Genomic DNA, 17,014 nt, shown 5'->3' with positions numbered 1-17,014 from the left:
GCACAGCACAGAAGGAAACGACGTATGAGCGAAATCATCCTGGTCACCGGCGCTGCCGGGCAGCTCGGCCAGCGTGTCATCCATCACCTCATCGAGACCTACAAGGTCGCTCCCGGCAACATTGTCGCGGCGACGCGCAGCCCGGAAAAGCTCTCCGAACTCGAAAAGAAGGGCGTCGTCACCCGCAAGGCCGATTTCGATGACGCGGCAGGCCTGGAAAAAGCATTCGCCGGCGTCGACCGGCTGCTGATCATCAGCACCGATGCGCTCGACACTCCCGGCAAGCGCCTCGCCCAGCACAAGGGCGCCGTTGCAGCGGCCGTCAAGGCTGGCGTCAAGCACATCGCCTACACCTCGATGCCCGCGCCCGAGGATTCGCTTGTCACCTTCGCGCCCGATCATCTCGGCAGTGAAAACGCCATCAAGGCAAGCGGCATCGCCCATACGATCATCCGCGACGCCTGGTATCACGACAATTACCTGCACGGCATGCCGCACAACCTGCAGGGTGGCAAATGGTACAGCGCCACGGGCGACGGCAAGGTCTCGACCATCTCGCGTGACGACTGCGCCCTGGCGATTGCCGCAGCCCTTGCCTCTGGCACCTCGGAGAGCGCCACCTATACGCTGACCGGCGCGCAATCGCTGAACAACCGGCAGATCGCCGCCATCGTTTCCGAGGTCGCCGGCAAGCCGCTAGAGGTGATCGACGTCAATGATGAACAACTCGGCCAGGGCATGCGCGGCGCCGGCCTTCCCGGTTTCGTCGCCGACATGCTGGTTTCTGCCGACGCCAACACCCGTGCCGGCAAGTTCGACATCGTCACCGAAGACTTCACCAAGCTGACCGGCAAACAGCCGCAGCCGCTGAAGGATTTCTTCGTAGAGCACAAGGCGGCCCTGACCGCCTGAGGCTATGCCGCCCATTGAGCCTTTCGCTGCATCCCTGCGCTTGCTGCAGGGATGCAGCGCCACCGGACTTTAGACGCGAAAAACTTCTTCATTTCAGACTCTTCCTGCGCGGCGCATTGTGTGAATCGCGATCAGAAGCGTCGCGATTCGATTCCAGTCAAAGCACTGAAAGAGACGCCCTGATCAGACCGCCTGCCCGCAGGCCCGGCAAAAGCGCCGCACCGTTTCCGCCATGCCGTATTCCAGCGCATCGGCGGTCAGCCCGTGACCGATCGAAACCTCGGCAAGAGCGGGAACGCGCTTCACCAGCGCTGGCAGGTTTTCCACAGTCAAATCGTGGCCGGCATTGACGGCGAGGCCGATTGCGACGGCTGCATCGGCCGTCCGTCCAAGCGCTTCAAGAATCGGGCCTGCCCGCTCCGGCGCGTCGAAGCAACCGCCATAGGGGCCGGTATAGAGTTCGATCCGATCGGCGCCGACCGCCTTGGCGATCTCAACCGCCTGTGCGTCCCCGTCACCATCGGCAAACAACGACACCCGGCATCCCATCGTCTTCAGCCGCGCGACGGCATCCGTCAGGAACGCCTGGTGCTTGCGGAAATCCCAGCCGTGATCGGAGGTCGCCTGGGCGGGATCGTCAGGCACCAGCGTCACCTGCTCGGGTGCCGCCCCGGCGCAGAGTTCGAAGAATTCCTCTGTGGGATAGCCCTCGATATTGAACTCGGCCTTGGGGAATTCGTCGTCGATCAGGTTGCGGATCACCGGCAGGTCGGAAAAGCGGATGTGCCGCTGGTCGGGGCGCGGATGCACCGTCAGGCCGCTCGCACCAGATTTCAGCGCGATACGCCCGAGCGCTTCGACGCTCGGCCAGGGCAGGTCGCGCCGGTTGCGCAGCATGGCGACGGCGTTAAGGTTCACGGAGAGCTTGGCGGGCATGGCGAGATCCATCGGTCACGGAAATGGGAGGCCCCTGCTTTTAAGCCAAGTGCTCCGCGATGGCCAACGAGATTCACAAATGGATGCGATGCCAATCGCTGATGGGCACCGAAATTACGCTGAGCATTTGCCGCGCGCGTACCGCAGATAGTAAATCCCGTCGGCTTTGAAGAGGACCACCAGATCCCGCAGTGCAGCACCTGTTTTTGTGCAACACACCCAAGAACCCGGCAAAATATGCCGGCAAAGTTGCTATCCCATTTAAAAGAGATTATTTTTAGCACTTATAAAAAAGATCGTTCACGCATAACGTGGACATCGTATCGCGTAGAGTACGCCGCGTACTGCTTCTTTCCCACTGAGAAGAACGCCTAGAGGAAACCCCACTCGCCGCGCATGGGAAGCAACTGGCAAAACCGCATGAGGTGCAACAACATGCCCCAGGAGGGTTCATGCCAGACGGTTCCAAACGCCTGTTTGCCACCGCCGGTATCGCTTCGGAGGCCCGATCGAAATATCGGTTCCTGCCTTCAGCCGCGCTACCGCCGGATCTACCGGACGGTCCGGTGCCCATTGCCGACATGGCAAACGCATTCGGCGTCACGCACAGAACACTGCATTTCTATGAAGAGAAAGGGTTGATTTCAGCCAACCGCATCGGCCTGATGCGGGTCTACGGCCAGGATGATGTGATGCGCATGGCCGTCATCACAGTCTGCCGCGATACAGGCATGCCGATCGCCGTCATCCAGGAACTGATGGACGAACTCCGCAAGGCTGATTCGCAGGAAACGGCCGAGGCGATGTTCCGCGAGGCCTTGCAGGTACGCAAACGCGAACTGACGGCGGAGATGTCGACGCTGCACCGCCAGCTCCAGCAGGTCGGCGACCTCCTGGATTACGACGGCAGCGTCGAGGAGCCGCCGTTAAACGACAATCAGGACAGTGCAAGCCTGACCGCAGAGGAGCGGCGTTGCCTGGAACTGATGGCGGAGGGTTATTCCACCCAACGCATCGCCCGGGCGCTCGACCTGAAGCATGACGAAACCCGTGACCTGGAGGCCGGAATCATCCTGAAATTCCGCGCCAACAACCGCTTCCAGGCCATCGCCAAGGCAGTTCTGCTCGGCATCGTGCAGGCATGAATCACGCCCCGACGGCCGCCACCGTCTCCTCTTTCTTCTGTCCGATCAGCAGATGCGACCTGCGGGTGCGATGGGATCAGCGAACGATCGTCAGCGTCTCCGCCGCGCGCGTGATCGCGGTATAGAGCCAGCGTTCCCGCGTGTCGCGAAACGCCCAGCTCTCGTCGAAGAGCACGACATCATTCCATTGCGAACCCTGCGCCTTGTGAACGGTGAGCGCATAGCCGTAGTCGAACTCGTCATAGCGCTTGCGGGTGTTCCAGGGGATCTCGCCCTCGACGTCCTCGAAGGCCTGTTTCAGCAGCTTGATCTTCGCAGCCCCGCGGTCCATGTCATCGTCTTCGGGGCGGACGAGCAGATTGATGCCGGGCTTCGTCGTTTCCTTGGATGAGGTCATTACCTGCCAGAGCGAACCGTTGAGCAGGCCCTTGGCTGGATCATTCCGCAGGCAGACGAGCTTGTCGCCGGTCTGGGGATAATCGGCATTGAAGCCTTTCAGCTCGCGCAGGCGCTGATTGTAGCGCCGACGCGTCCTATTGGTGCCGACGAGCACCTGGTCGGCGTCGAGGACCAATTGCTGCGTCACCTCGTTCTTCGAGATCACCTTGGCCGTGCCGTAGTCACCGTACATCACCTCATTGCCTTCGCGCACCTGCATGGCGAGCTTGATGATCGGATTGTCGCGCGCCTGGCGGTGGATATCGGTGAGCAGGTAGTCCGGCTCCTGATTGGTGAAGTAGCCGCCACCGGTAACCGGCGGCAACTGGCCGGGATCACCGAGCACTAGGATCGGCGTGCCGAAGCTCATTAGATCCTTGCCGAGCGCCTCGTCGACCATCGAGCATTCGTCGACGATGATCAGCGCCGCCTTCGCGACCGGGCTCTGCCGGTTGATCGAAAACATCGGCGCGATCGAGGTCTTGCCTGTTTCCTCGTCTTCCACCGCCTCCTCGCCGCGCGGCCGATAGATCAGCGAATGGATCGTCCGGGCGTTGGAGGCGCCGCGCGAGCGCAGCACCTGCGCCGCCTTGCCGGTAAAGGCGGCAAACAGCACGTCGCCATCGACATTCTCGGCGAAATGCTTGGCAAGCGTCGTCTTCCCTGTCCCGGCGTAGCCGAACAGGCGAAAGAGCGGCGAGCGCCCTTCCTTCAGCCATTTCGAAACAGCCTTCAGGGCTTCGTCTTGTTGCGGCGCAAATTGCATGATCGCAGGACTTGGCAGGATTCGCGGCCTTTAGGCAAGGCGGAAACTGGCGAGGCAAGGCCAATGACGGCAAATCCGCCCGGCGCCAAACCCGCTGCAGCTTCCGCCGTGCACGATAAGCCGCCCGCCGACAGTCATCCCTCCCACCGCCGGCCCGCGCTGCTCGCGCACATTGACGGGTCCTGCCCGATGGCATCGGTCAGAAAGTCCAGAACCGCTTTGACGCGCAACGGTATGTTTCTTCGTGAGGGATAGACGACATAGATCGGCAGCCGGGTCGGTTGAAAGTCGTTCATGACAGGGATCAGCCGACCGGCGACGATATCCGGCACGGCGACGATGTGGGAGAGCACCGCCAGTCCTGCGCCGGCAAGGGCCGCCCTGTGAATAGCGACGGCGCTGCACGCGGTCAGCCGCGGCGAGATCCTGACGGATATGTCTTCCGAGCCGTTCGAGAACGACCATGAACAGGCATCGCCGGCTCTGCTGTAGCACAGGCATTCATGGTCCTTGATGTCCTTCGGCGTCCTCGGAGACGCCTTGCGCGCGAGATAGGCGGGCGAGGCGACGAGGAATGCCGTCGTCCAGCCGATCCGCCGGCAAACGAGGCTGCTGTCTGCGACGGAACCCAGACGCACTTCGACGTCGAGGCGTTCCTCGATCATATCGGAGCTTTGTTCCCTGAGGAGCAGTTCCACAGAGAGTTTCGGATGGGCGGCAAGAAGATCGCCCAGCCGTTCGCTGAGATAGAGGCCGAGCGGCGCGGGAACGCTCAGCCTCACCTTTCCCGAAGCCATGGCTCCATCCGATCCGGCGGCATCGCCAAGCTCCTCCACGGCTTCGAGAATCCGGAGCGCCATCGGCAGCATGCGCTCCCCCTCCGCCGTCAGCGACAGGCCGCTCGTCGTGCGATGCAGGAGGCGGATGTTGAAATGGCCCTCGAGGGCCGCGACCTGTCGCGAGACCGCCGGCTGCGTCACATCGAGATCGTGCGCCGCCGCCGAAAACGAGCCCGTCTCGACGACGCGCTGAAAGGTCCGCAATGCCGAAACGATATCCATCCCTGCCCCCTCATACTTCTGCGCATAGGCTTTATGCCGCCAGCCTAAGCGAGAATGGCTTTACAGTCCAGCAATTAAGGATATCTTTTATCCATAAGGATATTTTACATCCTTAATTAGAGGAGAAATGACATGACCCAGCGATTGAACTACGCCCAGCAGTCCCCCGAGCTTTTCAAGAAGTTCATGGAATTCAGCATGGCTCTGCGCAGCAGCGTGATCGACGAGAAGCTGCAGGCCCTCGTCGAAATCCGCGCCTCGCAGATCAATGGATGCGGCTTTTGCCTCGACATGCATGTCAAGCAGGCAAAGATCCACGGCGAGACCGAACTGCGTCTCTATCACGTCGCCATCTGGCGGGAATCGAACCTATTCGTTCCCCGCGAGCGTGCAGCCCTTGCCTGGACCGAAGCGCTGACGAACCTTCCCGAGGGCGGCATTCCAGACGAGATTTACGAACGGGTTCGCGGCCAGCTTTCCGAGAAGGAAATCTCGGACCTGACCTTTGTCGTCATGGCCATCAATGCCTGGAACCGTGTCAATGTCGGTTTCAAGACCGTGCCCGGCACGGCCGACAAGGCCTACGGCCTCGATAAGGCCGGCCTGAACTAAACCGCGCAATTCCTTGAGAAGATTCACCTTTGACGCTGCCGCACCCCGGCGGCGAACGGAGATCCATTATGAAAATCGTTGTCATCGGCGGAACCGGCCTCATCGGTTCGAAGACTGTCGAACGCCTGCGCAAGCGCGGACATGACGTGATTGCCGCATCGCCGAACTCCGGCGTCAACACAATCACCGGGGAAGGATTGGCGGAGGCGCTCTCAGGCGCCGAAGTTGTGCTCGACCTCGCCAATTCGCCCTCCTTCGAAGACAAGGCCGTGCTCGAATTCTTCGAGACCTCGGGCCGCAATCTTCTCGCCGCCGAAAAACTCGCCGGCGTCAGGCACCATATCGCCCTCTCCGTCGTCGGCACCGAGCGTCTGCAGGAAAGCGGCTATTTCCGCGGCAAGCTCGCTCAGGAAAAGCTGATCAAGGCATCGGGCATTCCCTATACCATCGTGCATTCGACGCAGTTCATGGAATTCCTCGGCGGCATCGCCCAATCGGGGACGGTCGGCCAGACGGTCCGCCTGTCGCCGGCCTATGTGCAGCCCATCGTTTCCGACGACGTCGCCGATGTCATGGCGGATGTGGCTCTCGCACCGCCCGCCAATGCGACGATCGAGATATCAGGTCCGGAACGGGCGCGCCTCAGCGAACTCGTCGCCCGGTATCTGAAGGCCATGAAAGATTCGCGCACCGTCGAGGCCGATGCCGAGGCGAAATATTTCGGCGCGAGACTCAACGATCAGTCGCTCGTTTCCGACAACAACCCGCGGCTCGGCTCGATCACCTTCGAGCAGTGGTTCGCAAAGTCCGCCCAACCAAAGTGATCCGACTTGCCCTGAGGACGCGGCCACTCGGGCGCATCCTGCCCCAACCCTGCAACCATGGAGATTCCGATGATCAGAACATCATTCCTCGCCGGTGCGCTCGCCCTTCTGGCAGCCACGGGCGCTAGCGCCGATGAGGGCAGCAAAGCTGCCAAGGTGACGCTCGTCTATGAACACGAACTTCCAAACGTACCGGGCAAGAGCATCAAGGGCGTGCTGGTCGAGTACGGCCCAGGCGGCTTCTCCGAAGGCCACACCCATCCCGATACGGCCTTCATCTACGCCACCGTGCTCGAAGGAGCGATCCGCAGCCAGGTCAACGACGGCCCCGTCAAGGTCTATCATGCCGGAGAGAGCTTCTCCGAAATGCCGGGCGACCGCCATGGTGTCAGCGCCAACGGCAGCAAAACGAAGCCAGCCCGCTTGCTCGCCGTCTTTGTCGTCGATACCAAGCAGAAAGAGTTGACCTATCCGCTCAAGAAGTGATGATCCGCATTACAGCGCCGCGCGTCTTTCAGACGCGCAAAGGACGCTGTAACACTTTCAACCCTCGCATCGTGCTTTCCAAAAACCGGTTCCGATTTTCGGGCCGATGCGATACCGCCTGCGCAAGCCCCGATGCTTGCGCGGGCGGTCTAGATGCTGAATCATGGGCGGCTCGCCCCATTCCGGAGACAGAGAGATGATTGACGACGCGCTCTTCGGTAAACCTCTGATATCCCTCATTACGATAGGTTTGGCCGGTATCGTCGTCTGGCATCTTCTCTCCCGCCAACGGCCGACGACGCGACTGGTGGTGCAAATCCTCTTCTTCGCGATGATGACGTTGATCCTCGTCGTCAGCGGCATCGAACCACACCGGTTTCAAGGATATGAGTCCGAGGATCCGCAGGCTTTGCTCGTCATCGTCGCGAAATCGCTCTGGTGGATCCATCTGGCATGGGCCGTCATCGGTTTCATCAGGCTGTATCTGGTGCTGGAGGGCAGTCCGCGAGAGGCCCGCCTGCTCCAGGATCTCGTCATCGGCGTCGTCTATATCGGCATGGCCCTGTCAGTTCTGGCCTTCGTCTTCGGCGTGCCGATCGGCACGCTCGTCGCGACCTCGGGCGTCGTCGCCATTATTCTCGGCCTGGCGCTCCAGAACACGCTCGCCGACGTCTTCTCCGGCATCGCGTTGACGCTCGGCCGGCCCTACATCATCGGCGACTGGATCCTTCTCAGCGACGGTACGGAGGGGCGCGTCGTCGAAAGCAACTGGCGCGCGACACACATCCTGACCAGCGCAAACAATGTCGTCGTTCTGCCGAACAGTTTTCTGGCAAAGCTCGGCCTGACGAATGTAAGCCGGCCGGACGAGACCCATCTCCTGGTCCTCACTATCCGCATCGCTCCGACGCGGATGCCGGCATCAGTCCGGCACGTCATGGCAACGGCGCTGGCGAGCTGCAATTCGATCGTGCGCGAACCGCCGCCGGTCGTGGCGCTCAAGGGGCTGGATGCCACGGCGCTGGAGGTCGAGCTGCAGTTCCGGGTGACGAGCCCGAGCCAACGGGTGACAGCACGAAACGAGGTGCTCGATCTCGTCTATCGTCACTGCAAATCGGCCGGACTGCTTTTGGCTGTTCCGGCCGCGGCCTCAGTCCTGACGGGCGATCTGCCGACCGAAGAAAGCGCACGACCGCCCCGTGTAACGCCGCTCGAACTGATCGAGGCCATTCCGATCTTTGCGACGCTGACATCAGATGAAAAGCAGAAACTCGCCGAGACCACGGCCGTGCGGGAATTCCGCAAGGGCGATGTCCTCGTGCGGGAGGGCGAAATGCTCCCGTCGCTGATGATGGTGCGGGCGGGCATCATCGCGGCGCGGCACGGAGATGAGGAGCGCGGGCGGCTCGCGCCGGGTGATTTTTTCGGAGAGACCGGCCTGCTCGCGGGCATGCAGGAAGCCTGCACCCTGGAAGCTCTGACCTCCGTGACCGCGTATGAGATCGATCAAGAGGCCTTCGCGCCGCTGCTAAGCGAACGCCCGGCGCTGGCGGAAGAAGTCGCCGACCATCTCGCCAGCCGCGCCGAGCGTTTCCGCAACGGCGCCTCCTTGCCCCCGGAACATGCCCGCAGTGCGCATGCCATCCTGAAGACCATCAGGACCATCTTCAAGGCGTAGAGATCGGCACCCCCGCTCAGCCAGCGCGCTTGAGCACCCATTCGAACGTGCTCCGCCAAATGTCGGCCGGCACTTCCTCGGACAAGGTGCCGACCAGATCGGAAAGCCGGACGCGCCTCAGCGTATCCCGCCAGGCCTCGTCGGCCTCCCACATGATGCGCGCGACCGCGCATGGCTTGCTGTCGCAGTATCCTTCCGGCCGGCAGGGATTGTTCGCCCGGATGTTCGTACAGGTGAAGCTGCGGGCCTTCCCCTCGACCGCCTCGACGATCTCGAGAAAATTGATATCCGAGGGGGTCTTGGCAAGCCTGTAGCCGCCACTCGGGCCGAGCGTGGTCTCGACAAGCGATGCCTGCGAAAGGCTTTGCAGTGCTTTGGAGAGATATTCCTTCGGCAGACCATGAAGCTCGGCGAGCGCCTTGGTGGAAAGATACCTGCCCTCTGGCAGGCCCGCGAGAATGGCGCAGCAGTGAAGCGCCCACTCGACCTGGCTTTTCAGGATCATTCAGCAACTCGTGTGATGGCTGGCTCTGCCAATGGAATTAAGGACATATCATATCCGAAAACCGACACGATGTAAATGAGCCGCAAAAGCAGCGTGTTGTTGCCTGAACGGCGATGCGGGCTCCGATCTCCACTCAGCCCGCGTTCTCATCCTCTCCTCGCGCCTGCTCATTTTCAATTCCGGCGATCAGCTTGCGCAGCAGCGCAGCGAGCGCCTCGCGCTCCTTTCCGTCAAGAGCCTGCAGAAAAGAAGCTTCGCTCGCCATGTCGGTGCGGAAAGCCTTTTCGGCGAGTGCCGCACCCGCTTCGCTCAATGCCACTAGCACGCTGCGCCCATCGCGTGGTGATTTCTCCCGGCGGATCAGCCCCGCCTTCTCCAGCCGGTCAAGCCTGTGGGTCAGGCCTCCCGAGGAGATCATTAGCGCCGAATACATCTCCGTCGGCGTCAGCCGGTAAGGCGTTCCGGAACGGCGAAGCGTTGCAATCACGTCGAATTCGCCACGGTCGAGGCCAAAATCGGCAAAGGTCGCCTCGATGCTGGGGCGCACCAGGTTCGACAACCGAAAGGCCCGCCCCAGGATCGCCATCGGCTCCGTGTCGAGGTCCGGCAGTTCCACCGCCCATTGCCGGCGCAGCCGGTCGACATGGTCATCCCCAGGGCGGTCCTCGTCCCCCGGGCGGTCGCGGTCCCCTTCAGTTCCATTCATCATTCTCTGCCTCATATCAACACAAGCGAGACATACACCTTCCACGCGAGTCACGGAAGATACCTTGACAAGAAGATAGTTTTAAGAATATATCTTCTCGAGAAGATAGTTTTGTATTCATAGACAGAACGAGCGGGAGGCACGTGATGTTCAGGATTCTTCGCCACCAGGAAGTGCGACCCAATCACAGCCGCACTGTCCGATTCGAAGGCCGCGACTATGGCGGCGAGATATCGCTCTTCCTCGTCGACAACGAGCCCGGCCAGGGGCCCGACCTGCACGTCCATCCCTATTCCGAGACATGGGCGGTCAGGAAGGGTGAAGCCGAGTTCACCGTGGGCGACGCCAAAACCCGCGCCTTTCCAGGCGATATCGTCGTCGTAGCCGCCAACATTCCCCACCGTTTCGAGAATGTCGGCACGGGACGGCTCGAAATCGTCTGCATTCATGCCAGCGATACGATCGTGCAGGAGTTTGTGTGAGAAGAAACCGTCGCCCCGAAAGGGGAAGGAAGAGGAGGAAACTGCCATGCCCAAGATGATCTTCGTGAACCTGCCGGTGAAAGACCTTGCCGCTGCCACCCGCTTCTATGAAGCGATCGGGTGCAGCAAGAATGAACAGTTCAGCGATCACCAGGCGTCGAACATGGTCTGGTCCGAAGCGATTATCTTCCACTTGCTGACGCGCGATTTCTTCGCGAGTTTCACGCCGAAACCCGTTGCCGAAGCGCAGAAGACGAGCGAGATGCTGATCGCGCTGACGATAGACAGCCGTGAAGAGGTGGACGCCATCGTCGAGGCGGCCGGAGTGGCCGGCGGCAAGGCCGATCCGCGCGCGCCGACGGACATGGGCTGGCTCTATAATCGCGCCTTCGAGGATCCCGATGGCCATATATTCGAAGCAGTGTGGGTCGACATGGCGGCGGCTGCGGCCGCCACCGGAGAATAGCCGGCAAGGCGCCGGGCGCGATGTGCGCGACGAAACCGGCTTCGGCCTACCACGCCCGCCATCAAAACTTTTCCGGCGCTATGGAATAAAACCGCCTCGCCTCGTGTCTCATCTCAGGTATCGCAAGACTGCGTGCCCAATCTGAGGAGAGACACCATGAAATCCGTGAAATTTCTGTCCGTCGTGGCGGCTGCCACCTTTGCCGCGACCGCTGCTTTCGCCGCGCCTCCTGTCAAAACAGTCGAATCCGAAAAGGGCAAGGTGCTTGCCGGCGAAAACGGCATGACGCTCTACACCTTCAAGAAGGACGTCAAGGGCGTTTCCAATTGCAACGACGACTGCGCCAAGAACTGGCCGCCGCTGATGGCCGCTGGTGATGCCAAGGCCGATGGTGCATATTCGATCGTCGATCGCAAGGATGGCACGAAACAATGGGCCAAGGACGGCATGCCGCTCTATTTCTGGGTCAAGGACAAGAAGGCCGGCGACATCACCGGCGATGGCGTCGGCGGCAACTGGGATCTTGCCAAACCTTGATCGCGAAGTCCCCGATCACAAGAAAGCTGCCGGCGTGAAACCACCCGCACCCGAAACCTTCGAGGGCCAGATCCTGGCCCTCCTGCCCTCGCTCAGGCGCTATTCGCGCAGCCTGACACGCTCGGATACTGATGGCGAGGATCTGCTCCAGGATTGCGTCGAAAAGGTTCTCACGCGCCGCGGCCAATGGCGCGGCCTCAACCTGCGCGCCTGGGTCCTGACCATCATGACCAATCTCTACCGCAACGGCCGACGCGGCAAGGCGCGCGACGGCCTCGTCGAGCTTGACGCCGCAGAGGATCTGGCCGCGTCCGAACCGCCGGCCGATCCGCTGGAGCGCGCCCGCCTGGATGATGCGCTGAACAGCCTTTCAGAGGAGCACCGCGCCGTGCTGATGCTCGTGGTCATCGAAGGATACACGTATGGGGAGGTCGCCGCCGCGCTCGATATCCCGATCGGCACCGTCATGTCCCGCCTGTCACGCGCCCGCCGGCGCGTCGCCGAGCGATTGAAGGCCGACAACATCATTACGCTTCGGAGACCGAAATGAACGAGACCAATCCGAACGTCACCGAAGCCGACCTCCACGCCTATGCAGACGGCCAGCTGCCGGAAACGGCGCGCGCCCGCATCGAGGCCTTCCTGGCCGACAATCCCGACGAGGCGGCGATGGTTACCGAATGGCAGGCGCAGAATGGGGCCATCCGGTCGCTGTTTGCCGGTTATGAGAAGGCGAAGGACAGCGATCCTCTGCTCTTCGCCCCCCCGCGCGCCGTCTCATCGGGGCCGAAACGCTGGGCGATCGCCGCATCAGCCCTCCTCGTCTTCACGCTCGGCGCCGTCAGCGGCCATTATGGCCCGGCACTTCTGGAAAAGCCGGAGCTGCAGCTTGCCGGCTCCGAAACCCTGCCGAAACAGGCTGAGACCGCCTTCACGGTCTATGCCGCCGAGGTTCGCCACCCCGTCGAGGTCTTCGCCGACGAGGAGGCTCATCTTGCCACCTGGCTCGGCAAGCGTCTGGCAATCCAGAATCTCAAGATCCCGAACCTGCAGCCGCTCGGCTTCAAGCTGGTTGGCGGCCGCTTGCTGCCGGTCGATGGCCGGCCAGGCGCCATGTTCATGTACGAGAACCAGGCTGGCGAGCGCCTGACTGTCCTGGTTGGCCGCAACACGGAAAATAGCACGACGAGCTTCCGCTTCGCCTCATCAGGCAATATCGAGACCTTTTACTGGATCGACGGCGAACTCGGTTATGCCGTCACCGGCGAAATCTCCCGCGAGACGCTGCGGGAGGTAGCAGAAGAGTGCTACAAGCAATTCCCGTCGTGAGGATCAGCGTGAGGGATCGTTGCCGAGCTCGATCGGCCGGCCGTGCGGCGTCGCTTCCGCCGCCCGCTGCCAACTCTGTTGCAGTGCCTGGATCGTATCCGCATCGGCGATGCCGCGGTTGACGATGAGGTCCGAGAGAGCAGCCACCCAGCAGTCAAAATAGTCGCTGCCATCTTCGGCCCGGCCAGGCTTGTGCAGTTGCGCGGAAAGCGTTTCAGCCCATTCGCTCCAACTGAAGAGGCCTTTTGCGTGCAGGTGCACGGTCATGGCAAAAGCTTCCGCCGCCCACGGCTCGGGAAAAACCGGCTCGCCCTTCGGCGACCTCGGCAGCCCGGACGATTGCATCAGCGGCGATGTCTCATGCCGGCTCAAGATAGCCCTCCCAGGCATCGATCGACACCGTCAGCGTTGGATCGGCATCCTCGCCCCAGATCTCCGCACCGTCGAAAACGACCGTATAGAGCCATTGCGGGTTCTCGCCCTTGCCATGCGCATTGTCGTCGGGAAAGACGAACGAACCCTGCACCGCCTCGACCACACCGGTCCTGGCGCGGGCATAACGCGGCAGGCGCGTATGCGTCGCCGGATTGAAGTTCTTCGTCCTCACCGCCTCACCGACCACGAAGAGCGGCGCGGTCTCGACAGGACGATCACAAGGCCCGCCCTTCGCCAGCACGGCGGGCACCATGTCCGCCTTCAGCACGCGTTTTGGAACCGCTCCTGCCTGCTGCGCATGACCGGACAGCAATTCCGCACGCGTCGCAAAGCCATGCCGTTCGATCAGCTTGTCGATGCCGCGGATCCAGATCTCGTAATAGCTGGCGGCGAGGTAATCGGCCGGCGGAATATTCTCGCGCGCATGCCGGCTTTCATCGATCGTCCATGCGCCGAAAGCGCCGCAGGAAAGCGTGATGCCGAGTGCCCGCTTTTCCCAATCGGCATGGAAATAGGGCTCGTCCTTTTCGGGCGCGACAGGCCCGAAGCCCATCTGCCCGCCGAGATCGTGCGGTCCGTTCATGTGGCGCTCTCCGACTTGCGGGCAACGGCCGTGCCGATCATCGCATCGCGGCTGACGAGATCGGCAAGCGACTGCTCGTCCATGCCTTCCGTACCTTCGGGCCGCTCGGGAATGACGAGGTAACGCAGCTCCGCCGTCGAATCCCAAACGCGGATCTTCTGGTTCTCAGGCAGCATCAGCCCGAATTCGGCCAGCACGCCGCGCGGATCGATGACGGCGCGCGAGCGATAGGCCGGCGCTTTGTACCAGACCGGCGGCAGGCCGAGCACCGACCAGGGATAACAGGAGCAAAGCGTGCAGACGACGAGGTTATGGGTCTCGGCCGTGTTGAAGACGGCACGCATGTGCTCGCCCTGCCGGCCGGTGTAACCGAGGCTTGATATCGCCGCCGTCGCATCGCGCTTCAGCCAGTCGGCGAAATCGGCATCGCTCCAAGCCCTGGCGACGACATGGGCGCCGTTTCTCGGTCCCACCTTGGTCTCGTAGGTATCGACGATCGCATCGATCGCCGCCGGATCGATCAGCCCCTTCTCCGTCAGCAGCGTTTCCAGCGCCTTCACGCGCGCCTGCATGTCGGAATAATGATTGTCATGATCGTGCCCGTGGGCGTGCTCATCTCCGTGAGCATGGTCGTCGTCATGGTCGTGCAAGGCGATGCCCTCCCGAAACTGCCCGCTCTTTCTAACATATGCCGCAGGCCCGCCAAGCCCTTCTATGTCTCATCCGCTTTTCCGCTAATCTCCTGCCATGAATATCCTGATTCTCGGCGCAACCGGCTTTATAGGCTCCGTCGTCGCGGCCCGGCTCGTTGCCGACGGCCACGTCGTAACCGGGCTCGGCCGCAATCCCGTACGTGCCCGTTTGAAACAGCCGGCGATCGAATGGCGGCGCGCAGATCTATCGCGCATGACGAAACCCGCGGATTGGGAAGATATCCTCAAGGACCAGCATGTCGTCGTCAATTGCGCCGGCGCCCTGCAGGACGGCCTGTCGGACGATCTGGCGGCCACCCAGGCAGAGGCGATGCTGGCGCTGTATGCTGCTGCAAAGTGCTCGTCGCGCCAGCTCATCGTGCAGATATCGGCAAGGACGGCAGGAGCGGCCGGCGACCTTCCCTTTCTCGCCACCAAGCGCCGCGCCGACGAGGCGCTCGCGGCAAGCGGCCTGCCTTACCTCATCCTGCGCCCTGCCCTCGTGCTCGGCCGCAATGCCCATGGCGGCTCGGCGCTGCTACGGGCGCTTGCCGCCTTTCCCCTGGTGCTGCCCCTGGTCCATGCCGAAAGCCCGGTCGAAACACTTTCGGTGGACGATGTGGCGGAAGCCGTGTCGCGGGCAGTCTCCGGCGGCCTTCCTTCAAAGGATATCGATCTCGCCGCCAATGAAGTCCTGACGCTCGCCGATCTCGTTCGCCTGCACCGGCAGTGGCTGGGCCTGCCGCCCGCCCGCGTCTTCGCCCTGCCCCCCTGGCTGGCCAGGCCAGTGACGTGGCTGGCCGATCTATCGGGCCTGCTCGGCTGGCGTTCGCCGCTGCGTTCGACAGCGCTGACAGTGATGTCGGAAGGCGTGCAAAGCTCGAAAGCAGGAAGCGGCCTCGTCGCGACACCCGCGGCCGCAGCGCTCTCGGCCAATCCCTCCGGCGTCCAAGATCTCTGGTTTGCCCGGCTCTATCTCCTGAAGCCACTCGTCATATCGGGCCTATCCGTCTTCTGGCTGCTGTCCGGTCTCATCCCGCTGCTGGCACTGGAGAAGACGTCTGCTCACTTCTTGCCGTTCATGCCTCAGGCCTCGGCAACGGCGCTGACGCTTGCGACCTGCCTGACCGACGTCTTCCTCGGTGCCGCCGTCCTTGTCCGTCCCCTGGCGAAACGCGCCCTTCTCGGCATGCTTGGTATATCGCTCGCCTATCTCGCCGGCGCCAGCCTGCTCGAACCCGCGCTCTGGCTTGATCCGCTCGGGGTCCTCGTCAAGGTGCTGCCGTCGATCCTGTTGACGCTCGTAGCCCTTGCCACCCTGGATGAACGCTGATGCTTGAAGAATGGCTGCTGCTCGCCCATGTCATTGGCGCGACCGTACTCTTCGGCACCGGCGCCGGCATCGCCTTCTTCATGGTGATGGCGCACCGGACGAGCGATCCCAGACTGATTGCCCATGTCGCCGGCACCGTCGTCATCGCCGACACGATCTTCACCGCGACCGCGGCCATCCTCCAGCCGGTGACCGGCTATCTGCTGGCCCGATCGATCGGCTGGGACCTGTCGGAGGGCTGGATTGCGCTGTCGCTGCTGCTCTATGTCGTCACCGGCCTGTTCTGGCTGCCGGTCGTCTGGATCCAGATCCGGCTGCGCGACCTCGCCCGCGCCGCAGCAGCGGCGGGAAAAGCCCTGCCGCCAGCCTATTTCAGCCTCTACCGCATCTGGTTTGCTTTCGGATTTCCAGCCTTCTCAGCCGTCCTCGGCATTTTCTGGCTGATGCTGACAAAACCGACCATCACTCTATTTTAGCATCGGCCAGAGGCTTAGCACCAAGAGTATCGCCATGCTGATATTGAACCACTTCAACCGCACCGGATCGGAAAGCCATTCCCGCAGCGCCGAGCCGAAGCCTGCCCAGGTCGAAACGCTGGGCACATTGACCGCCGCGAAGGCGAGACCGACGATCAGCACGCTCACGAGGTAGAGTTGCGGATTGGTATAGGTCGCCATCGCCGTGACCGCCATCACCCAGGCTTTCGGATTGACCCACTGGAAGGCAGCGGCCGACAGGAAGGACATCGGCTCGACGCCGCTCCTGCCTTCGCTGAGCGAGCGCGACGAGGCGATCTTCCAGGCGATCCAGACGAGATAGGCGCCGCCCGCAAATTTCAGCGCGGTATAGACCACAGGCACCGTGTGCAGCAGCGCGCCGAGCCCAAGGCCGACGCCGATGAGCAGCGAGAAGAAACCGACGCCGATGCCGAACATATGCGGAATCGTCCTGCGGAAGCCGAAATTCACGCCCGATGCGAAGAGCATCATATTGTTCGGCCCCGGCGTGATCGAGGTCGTGAAGGCAAACAGAACGAGAGCGAGAAATGTATCCAGCGGCATGCGACCTCCCGAAGCCAGCTTTTCCGC

General features: G+C 62.2%; 22 protein-coding genes. 13 read left to right on the top strand and 9 right to left on the bottom strand.

Features of this window, described 5'->3' with window-relative positions; genetic code table 11:
- Window positions 1-24 precede the first annotated feature (24 nt).
- Window positions 25-912 (top strand): SDR family oxidoreductase, encoded by an 888-nt coding sequence (locus BS629_RS18375; protein ID WP_018242782.1) that lies wholly within the window; start codon window positions 25-27, stop codon window positions 910-912.
- A 183-nt stretch (window positions 913-1,095) separates the two neighbouring features.
- Here BS629_RS18375 and BS629_RS18370 read toward each other — a convergent pair whose 3' ends face one another.
- Window positions 1,096-1,848: a pyridoxine 5'-phosphate synthase gene (locus BS629_RS18370; RefSeq protein ID WP_026188464.1), complete on the bottom strand. Its 753-nt coding sequence runs from the start codon at window positions 1,846-1,848 to the stop codon at window positions 1,096-1,098.
- A gap of 452 nt (window positions 1,849-2,300) precedes the next feature.
- Between BS629_RS18370 and BS629_RS18365 the strand changes: the two genes are divergently transcribed.
- The gene (locus BS629_RS18365) at window positions 2,301-2,993 is read left to right on the top strand and encodes a MerR family transcriptional regulator (RefSeq protein ID WP_018242784.1); all 693 of its coding nucleotides are present in this window, start codon (window positions 2,301-2,303) and stop codon (window positions 2,991-2,993) included.
- Window positions 2,994-3,069: 76 nt separating this feature from the next.
- Here BS629_RS18365 and BS629_RS18360 read toward each other — a convergent pair whose 3' ends face one another.
- The gene (locus tag BS629_RS18360) at window positions 3,070-4,197 is read right to left on the bottom strand and encodes an ATP-dependent DNA helicase (RefSeq protein WP_018074216.1); all 1,128 of its coding nucleotides are present in this window, start codon (window positions 4,195-4,197) and stop codon (window positions 3,070-3,072) included.
- Window positions 4,198-4,331: 134 nt separating this feature from the next.
- Window positions 4,332-5,258 (bottom strand): LysR family transcriptional regulator, encoded by a 927-nt coding sequence (locus BS629_RS18355; protein WP_018242785.1) that lies wholly within the window; start codon window positions 5,256-5,258, stop codon window positions 4,332-4,334.
- A gap of 132 nt (window positions 5,259-5,390) precedes the next feature.
- On the opposite strand from BS629_RS18355, the gene BS629_RS18350 reads away from it, so the two are divergent.
- From BS629_RS18350 to BS629_RS18335, 4 genes are all read left to right on the top strand, one after another.
- Window positions 5,391-5,870, top strand: coding sequence for a carboxymuconolactone decarboxylase family protein (locus BS629_RS18350; protein ID WP_018242786.1), 480 nt, complete (start codon window positions 5,391-5,393; stop codon window positions 5,868-5,870).
- 68 nt (window positions 5,871-5,938) lie between these two features.
- A complete protein-coding gene (locus BS629_RS18345; protein WP_018242787.1) occupies window positions 5,939-6,694 on the top strand; it encodes an SDR family oxidoreductase in 756 nt (251 codons plus the stop codon).
- Window positions 6,695-6,763: 69 nt separating this feature from the next.
- Window positions 6,764-7,180, top strand: coding sequence for a cupin domain-containing protein (locus tag BS629_RS18340; RefSeq protein WP_018242788.1), 417 nt, complete (start codon window positions 6,764-6,766; stop codon window positions 7,178-7,180).
- A 196-nt stretch (window positions 7,181-7,376) separates the two neighbouring features.
- Window positions 7,377-8,858 (top strand): mechanosensitive ion channel family protein, encoded by a 1,482-nt coding sequence (locus BS629_RS18335; protein WP_018242789.1) that lies wholly within the window; start codon window positions 7,377-7,379, stop codon window positions 8,856-8,858.
- Between the two features lie 16 nt (window positions 8,859-8,874).
- On the opposite strand, the gene BS629_RS18330 is transcribed toward BS629_RS18335, so the two are convergent.
- Window positions 8,875-9,363: an RrF2 family transcriptional regulator gene (locus BS629_RS18330; protein ID WP_012758212.1), complete on the bottom strand. Its 489-nt coding sequence runs from the start codon at window positions 9,361-9,363 to the stop codon at window positions 8,875-8,877.
- Window positions 9,364-9,496: 133 nt separating this feature from the next.
- Window positions 9,497-10,072: a MarR family winged helix-turn-helix transcriptional regulator gene (locus BS629_RS18325; protein WP_018242790.1), complete on the bottom strand. Its 576-nt coding sequence runs from the start codon at window positions 10,070-10,072 to the stop codon at window positions 9,497-9,499.
- Between the two features lie 143 nt (window positions 10,073-10,215).
- On the opposite strand from BS629_RS18325, the gene BS629_RS18320 reads away from it, so the two are divergent.
- The 5 genes from BS629_RS18320 to BS629_RS18300 all read left to right on the top strand — a co-directional run bounded on the left by BS629_RS18320 (window position 10,216) and on the right by BS629_RS18300 (window position 12,883).
- On the top strand, window positions 10,216-10,551 hold the full coding sequence (locus BS629_RS18320; protein WP_032980482.1) for a cupin domain-containing protein: 336 nt from the start codon (window positions 10,216-10,218) through the stop codon (window positions 10,549-10,551).
- A 46-nt stretch (window positions 10,552-10,597) separates the two neighbouring features.
- Window positions 10,598-11,017, top strand: coding sequence for a VOC family protein (locus BS629_RS18315; RefSeq protein WP_018242792.1), 420 nt, complete (start codon window positions 10,598-10,600; stop codon window positions 11,015-11,017).
- 156 nt (window positions 11,018-11,173) lie between these two features.
- Entirely contained in the window at window positions 11,174-11,554 is a 381-nt protein-coding gene (locus BS629_RS18310; protein WP_018242793.1) for a COG4315 family predicted lipoprotein, read from the top strand.
- A gap of 34 nt (window positions 11,555-11,588) precedes the next feature.
- A complete protein-coding gene (locus BS629_RS18305) occupies window positions 11,589-12,104 on the top strand; it encodes an RNA polymerase sigma factor (RefSeq protein ID WP_026188465.1) in 516 nt (171 codons plus the stop codon).
- Entirely contained in the window at window positions 12,101-12,883 is a 783-nt protein-coding gene (locus tag BS629_RS18300) for an anti-sigma factor family protein (protein WP_018242795.1), read from the top strand. Before BS629_RS18305 ends, BS629_RS18300 begins: the two co-directional genes overlap by 4 nt.
- A 3-nt stretch (window positions 12,884-12,886) precedes the next feature.
- On the opposite strand, the gene BS629_RS18295 is transcribed toward BS629_RS18300, so the two are convergent.
- The 3 genes from BS629_RS18295 to nthA are packed head-to-tail and all read right to left on the bottom strand — an operon-like array spanning window position 12,887 to window position 14,551.
- Window positions 12,887-13,255, bottom strand: coding sequence for a nitrile hydratase accessory protein (locus BS629_RS18295; RefSeq protein WP_018242796.1), 369 nt, complete (start codon window positions 13,253-13,255; stop codon window positions 12,887-12,889).
- Window positions 13,242-13,901, bottom strand: a complete 660-nt coding sequence (gene nthB / locus BS629_RS18290) for a nitrile hydratase subunit beta (RefSeq protein WP_018242797.1) — start codon at window positions 13,899-13,901, stop codon at window positions 13,242-13,244. The genes BS629_RS18295 and nthB overlap by 14 nt, the downstream gene beginning before the upstream one ends.
- Entirely contained in the window at window positions 13,898-14,551 is a 654-nt protein-coding gene (gene nthA / locus BS629_RS18285; RefSeq protein ID WP_018242798.1) for a nitrile hydratase subunit alpha, read from the bottom strand. The genes nthB and nthA overlap by 4 nt, the downstream gene beginning before the upstream one ends.
- A 97-nt stretch (window positions 14,552-14,648) precedes the next feature.
- Here nthA and BS629_RS18280 point away from each other — a divergent pair, with 97 nt between their 5' ends.
- Window positions 14,649-15,926, top strand: coding sequence for an SDR family oxidoreductase (locus BS629_RS18280; RefSeq protein WP_018242799.1), 1,278 nt, complete (start codon window positions 14,649-14,651; stop codon window positions 15,924-15,926).
- The gene (locus BS629_RS18275) at window positions 15,926-16,402 is read left to right on the top strand and encodes a DUF2269 family protein (protein ID WP_018242800.1); all 477 of its coding nucleotides are present in this window, start codon (window positions 15,926-15,928) and stop codon (window positions 16,400-16,402) included. The genes BS629_RS18280 and BS629_RS18275 overlap by 1 nt, the downstream gene beginning before the upstream one ends.
- Here BS629_RS18275 and BS629_RS18270 read toward each other — a convergent pair.
- Window positions 16,394-16,987, bottom strand: a complete 594-nt coding sequence (locus tag BS629_RS18270) for a LysE family translocator (RefSeq protein WP_018242801.1) — start codon at window positions 16,985-16,987, stop codon at window positions 16,394-16,396. The genes BS629_RS18275 and BS629_RS18270 overlap by 9 nt on opposite strands.
- Between the last annotated feature and the right edge of the window lie 27 nt (window positions 16,988-17,014).

Origin of the sequence: Rhizobium leguminosarum bv. viciae USDA 2370 (assembly GCF_002008365.1) — a bacterium.
Classification (GTDB): domain Bacteria; phylum Pseudomonadota; class Alphaproteobacteria; order Rhizobiales; family Rhizobiaceae; genus Rhizobium; species Rhizobium leguminosarum.
This window is presented reverse-complemented; position numbering and strand designations above follow the sequence as displayed.